This window comes from Methanospirillum sp., from assembly GCF_028679455.1.
Classification (GTDB): domain Archaea; phylum Halobacteriota; class Methanomicrobia; order Methanomicrobiales; family Methanospirillaceae; genus Methanospirillum.
The window spans coordinates 1-4,759 of sequence record NZ_JAJRBM010000027.1; the positions used below are offsets into that span (position 1 = coordinate 1).

Below are 4,759 nucleotides of genomic sequence, written 5' to 3' on the forward strand. Positions count from 1 at the left end.
AACCCCTGTGCCAGTGCAGAAGCGAGTATCGGAGGAGGGGCACATCTCGACACTCTTGCGACCGTTGCGAGAATCCTGAAAAAGATGCATGAGGCAGGATACCAGGTACAGTATCCAGAATCCGGTGAGGAACTGATACGGACCGTGCTGGATAAAAAGGCAATGTCCGAGTTCCGATGGACAACCGTACAGGATATTGTCTTCAATGGTGGTGTTTTGATGTCCATGGAGATGGATACCTTTTCTGCATATTTCTCAAAACTGCCTCAAAAGGTACAGGAAAAAGTGACAGCAACCTGGGGAGAGGCTCCGGGGTTGAGTATGGTCCTGGATGGCAAGATCCTTATCACCGGTCTCTCTTTTGGAAATGCTACCGTTCATGTACAACCGAAACGGGGTTGTTACGGTTCACGGTGTGACGGCCAGGTCTGCAAGATCCTCCATGATCCCGAATGCCCGCCACCTCATCAGTATCTTGCCACATATTACTGGATTGAGAGAATCTTTAATGCCGATGTGATCGTCAACGTTGGAACCCATGGGAATCTGGAATTTCTTCCCGGAAAAGGGCTGGGACTCTCTGAAAACTGTTTCCCGGACGTAAGTATCGGAACAACGCCGCATCTTTACATCTATAATGCCGATAACCCGCCGGAAGGCACTATTGCAAAAAGGAGGGGATATGCCACTCTTGTCGATCACCTGCAGACGGTGATGACAGAAGGAGGTCTGTATGAAGGATTGGAAGAACTTGATCTGTTACTTGGTCAATACGAGACCTCAAAACTGGATCCGGCACGTTCTCATGTACTTCAGCATCTTATCAGGGATGCTGTCGCCCAGGTAAACCTCGATAAAGACATTCATCTAACCGGGGATATGACCCTGGAAGAGATTGTCCGCAGGTCTCACGAAGCCCTTTCAAAGATAAGAAACACCCAGATACCCTCCGGTATGCATATCTTTGGGGAACTTCCGGAGGGTGAGAAACGATGTGACTTCATCAATGCAATCATCAGATATGACAGTGGTGATCCATCCCCAAGGAGAACAGTAGCAAGGCTTCACGGGTATGATCTCACCGAATTGCTCCGAAACCAGGATGGTTATTCGGATGAACTCGGGTTATCAAATGGGGCAATTCTCGAACAACTTGAACAGAAGACCAAGAATTTCATCAGAGCGGTTATCGAAAACTCCCTCGGGTCGTATGATACCTGGTTCGGGTATCAGATACCAGCGGATGACGAGAGAGAACTGGATCTCATCAGGAACCGGATACTTGATATCAATGAGCGGATTAATGCGTCAAAGGAGATCGAATCGCTTTTCAATGGGTTTTCAGGGGGTCATATACCTGCAGGCCCATCGGGCCTAATATCACGTGGACATGAGGAAGTTCTGCCTACCGGACGAAACTTTTACTCACTGGATCCCTACCAGGTTCCGACAAAAGCAGCATGGCGGGTGGGGCAACGACTTGCAGAGTCGGTACTGAATAAATATCTCCGGGAAGAAGGCAAACTGCCAGAAAGTGTCGCATTTTACTGGATGGCGGGAGATATCATGTCTGCTGATGGGGAGATGTATGCGCAGCTCTTTGCCCTGATTGGGGTTGAACCAGTATGGGAATCGAATGGGCGGGTAAAAAAGTTTACCATAACTCCATTAGAGGTATTGGGAAGGCCACGTATTGATATTACCGTCAGGGCTTCAGGCCTTATCAGGGATAACTTCTCGAACTGCTATGAACTGGTAGACGAGGCTATCCAGGCAGTTGCCGCCCTTGATGAGCCCGATGATCTGAATTTTGTACGAAAGCATGCACGAGAGAGTATGGACCAGAACCAGAGTTCATGGCGGGATGCTACCTTACGGATCTTCTCTTCAAAACCTGGTACTTATCATAATGGAGTTGATCTTGCGGTATATGCAAGTGCCTGGAAGGATGAAGCAGATCTGGCCGAAATGTTCGTTGCCTGGAACGGATATGCACTTGCAAAGGAAAGTCCGGGAAGAGCAGCACATGAGCAGTTTGCTTCAAATTTATCCAAGGTTTCAGTTACATTCAACAAAGTTCAGTCGGACGAGTATGATCTTCTTGGATGTTGCTGCTATTTTGGTACCCACGGAGGAATCACGGCAGCAGCCAGGTATTACTCGGGAAAAGAGGTGAGACCATATTACGGAGATACTCGTGAACCCGAACAGATAGAGGTTCGTGATCTCTCAGATGAACTGAGGCGGGTTGTCAGGACAAAACTTCTTAATCCAAAGTGGATAGAGGGGATGAAAGAACACGGGTACAAAGGTGCAGGTGATATCATGAGAAGAGTTACCCATGTGTATGGATGGGAAGCTTCAACACAGGAGGTTGATGACTGGATATTTGATGATATTGCTAAAACCTTTGTCAACGACGACGAGATGAGGCAGTTCTTTGAAGAGAATAATCCCTATGCTCTTGAGGAGATTGCCAGGAGACTTCTCGAAGCTGAACAACGTGGGCTCTGGGAAGCTGATCCACAGGTTCTCGAGGAACTAAAGAGCAATTACCTGGAGATCGAGTCCTGGATGGAGGATAAGATTGGTGAAGGTGATTACCAGGGAGGAAGCGTAGATATCTATACTCGCGATGACATCGAGGCATGGGGCGATTCAGTTACAGATATCATGGCCAAGGTTCAGGAAAAATTCCCGGTCAGGTCAGATCGGCAGTGGCATTAGGTTATCTCATATGAGTCTCTATTACCAAATTCTTCTCTAAATAGTCCTTCCAAAACCACCTCTCTTCAGGTATTAAGTTGGATAATCGTACACTTTAATCACAAAATAAGTTGTAAAAATGTGTTAACTGCACACATAATATATACTTAAGGGTGAAAACCTCATGCTATGAAACGGTTCATATCTGATACATTACTCAAATGGAAAGACAGTAGGGATCGAAAACCGGTAATTATTGAAGGAATTCGCCAGTGCGGGAAAACCTGGGTTTTAAAGAATTTTGGTGAGGCTGAATTCAAAGATATCGCATATTTCAACTTCGAATATGATGACCGGCTGCAAAAGATATTTGAAGGCGATCTGAATGTTTCAAGAATTATCAAGGATCTTGGCATTATAAGGAATAAATCAATCCAGCCCGGAACAACCATCCTCATATTAGATGAAATTCAGATCTGCCCTCGTGCAATAACTTCTCTCAAATATTTCTGCGAAAATCTGTCAGAACTCCACGTTGCTGCCGCCGGTTCCTTGTTAGGAGTTGTTATGGCCCAGATGGGAAAAAATGTCTCATTTCCGGTTGGCAAAGTGCAGATGCTTAAGATGTATCCTCTTAATTTCCCGGAATTTCTCCTTGCAAAGGATGAAGAACTCCTTTATGAATACCTCAATAATTTGTCCCCGGATGAAGGGGTATCCACGGTATTTACCGGAAAAATGGAAGAAGCATATCGCGAATACCTGATCACAGGTGGTATGCCCGAGGTTGTTAGATCATGGATTAACGATCGTGATACAGGGATTGTAGAAATGATACAAACCGGGATTCTTGATAATTATGAAAAAGATTTTGTAAAATATGCGTCTGTATCTGAATTCCCTAAACTTTCCCTGATTTGGAGTTCAATCCCTGCACAACTTGCAAAGGATAATCAAAAATTTATATTCTCCCATGTAAAGCAGGGATTGCGTGCCCGTGATTTGGAAGACTCCCTGCTTTGGCTAATATCGGCAGGACTTATCTACAAGGTCGAAAAGATAGAACGGCCCTATATTCCGGTTACAACATATGGAGATAGTACATTCTTCAAGATCTATCTCTCTGATGTAGGACTTTTACGCAGGATGAGCAAATTTCCGGCAGATGTGGTTTTTGATACCACTTCGTTGACCGCAGACATGCGAGGGATTCTCACGGAAAATTTCGTGTTGACAGAATTGATTGCAAACAATTTCCAAAGACCCTTTTTCTGGAAATCCGGTGGGATCGCTGAGGTTGACTATATCATCCAGGAAGGGGTCGATGTCATTCCAATCGAGGTTAAATCAGCAAGAAGAACTCGTTCAAGAAGCCTTGCCGAGTACAGGAAAAAATACAGCCCACGTATTGCTATTCGGACCAGTCTCAGGGATATTGCCAAGTATTCGGATGAATACGGTGAGGTTCTGGAGATTCCGCTATACCTTATCTGGAGATTGAAGGCTTATCTTTGAGGATTATTCGATTCATGTTTCGTCTGTCCTTTCAGTCCTGAAGAACCGGACGAAGCATGCAATCTCCAGGTATTCTGCATTGAAAGAGCATCGGTGAGAAGATATCATGAATTTCAACGATTTACCCCGTGAAAAACCTCACTATCCTTACCCCATATATCGATTGCACCAAAGACCGTCATGCACGGATCATATATCCGCCCATATATTCTTTCAGGAATTATGTAACGAACCTCCTCTTCGCCGCTTTTCAGTAGTTTTTCAGGGAACACTCTGAAGGCTGGACTGATATTGTCAGGTACAAGGAAGTAAGCCCGTAGTTCCTCCTTCAGGCATTCCTGTAATGGATCGTAAACGGAGGCGGAGAGATAAATCGGGAATACGGGCTTGGCATGGACAGAACCGATCTCTTTATCCTCTGGCGTCTTCCAGGGGGTGGGTTTCAAGGTTTGTTATCGAATGTAAGGTCATGAGAAGGTCATGTGTAACTGTAATCGGCAAAGATATCATGAACAGATGGGGTAACTCCACTATTTTG

The 4,759-nt window shown here is 45.3% G+C and carries 3 protein-coding genes; 2 read left to right on the forward strand and 1 reads right to left on the reverse strand.

What is annotated here, in order from left to right:
* A partial coding sequence (locus LUQ50_RS00765; RefSeq protein ID WP_300034698.1) for a cobaltochelatase subunit CobN occupies positions 1-2,727 on the forward strand: 2,727 nt, incomplete at its 5' end.
* A gap of 168 nt (positions 2,728-2,895) precedes the next feature.
* On the forward strand, positions 2,896-4,221 hold the full coding sequence (locus tag LUQ50_RS00770) for an AAA family ATPase (protein WP_300034701.1): 1,326 nt from the start codon (positions 2,896-2,898) through the stop codon (positions 4,219-4,221).
* Between the two features lie 113 nt (positions 4,222-4,334).
* Here the strand turns inward: LUQ50_RS00770 and LUQ50_RS00775 are convergent, their stop codons facing one another.
* Positions 4,335-4,667, reverse strand: a complete 333-nt coding sequence (locus LUQ50_RS00775) for a hypothetical protein (RefSeq protein WP_300034703.1) — start codon at positions 4,665-4,667, stop codon at positions 4,335-4,337.
* Between the last annotated feature and the right edge of the window lie 92 nt (positions 4,668-4,759).

Excerpts from the sequence above, each read along its gene's own strand:
- LUQ50_RS00770 (WP_300034701.1), top strand. The coding sequence starts at position 2,896 with ATGAAACGGTTCATATCTGATACATTACTCAAATGGAAAGACAGTAGG.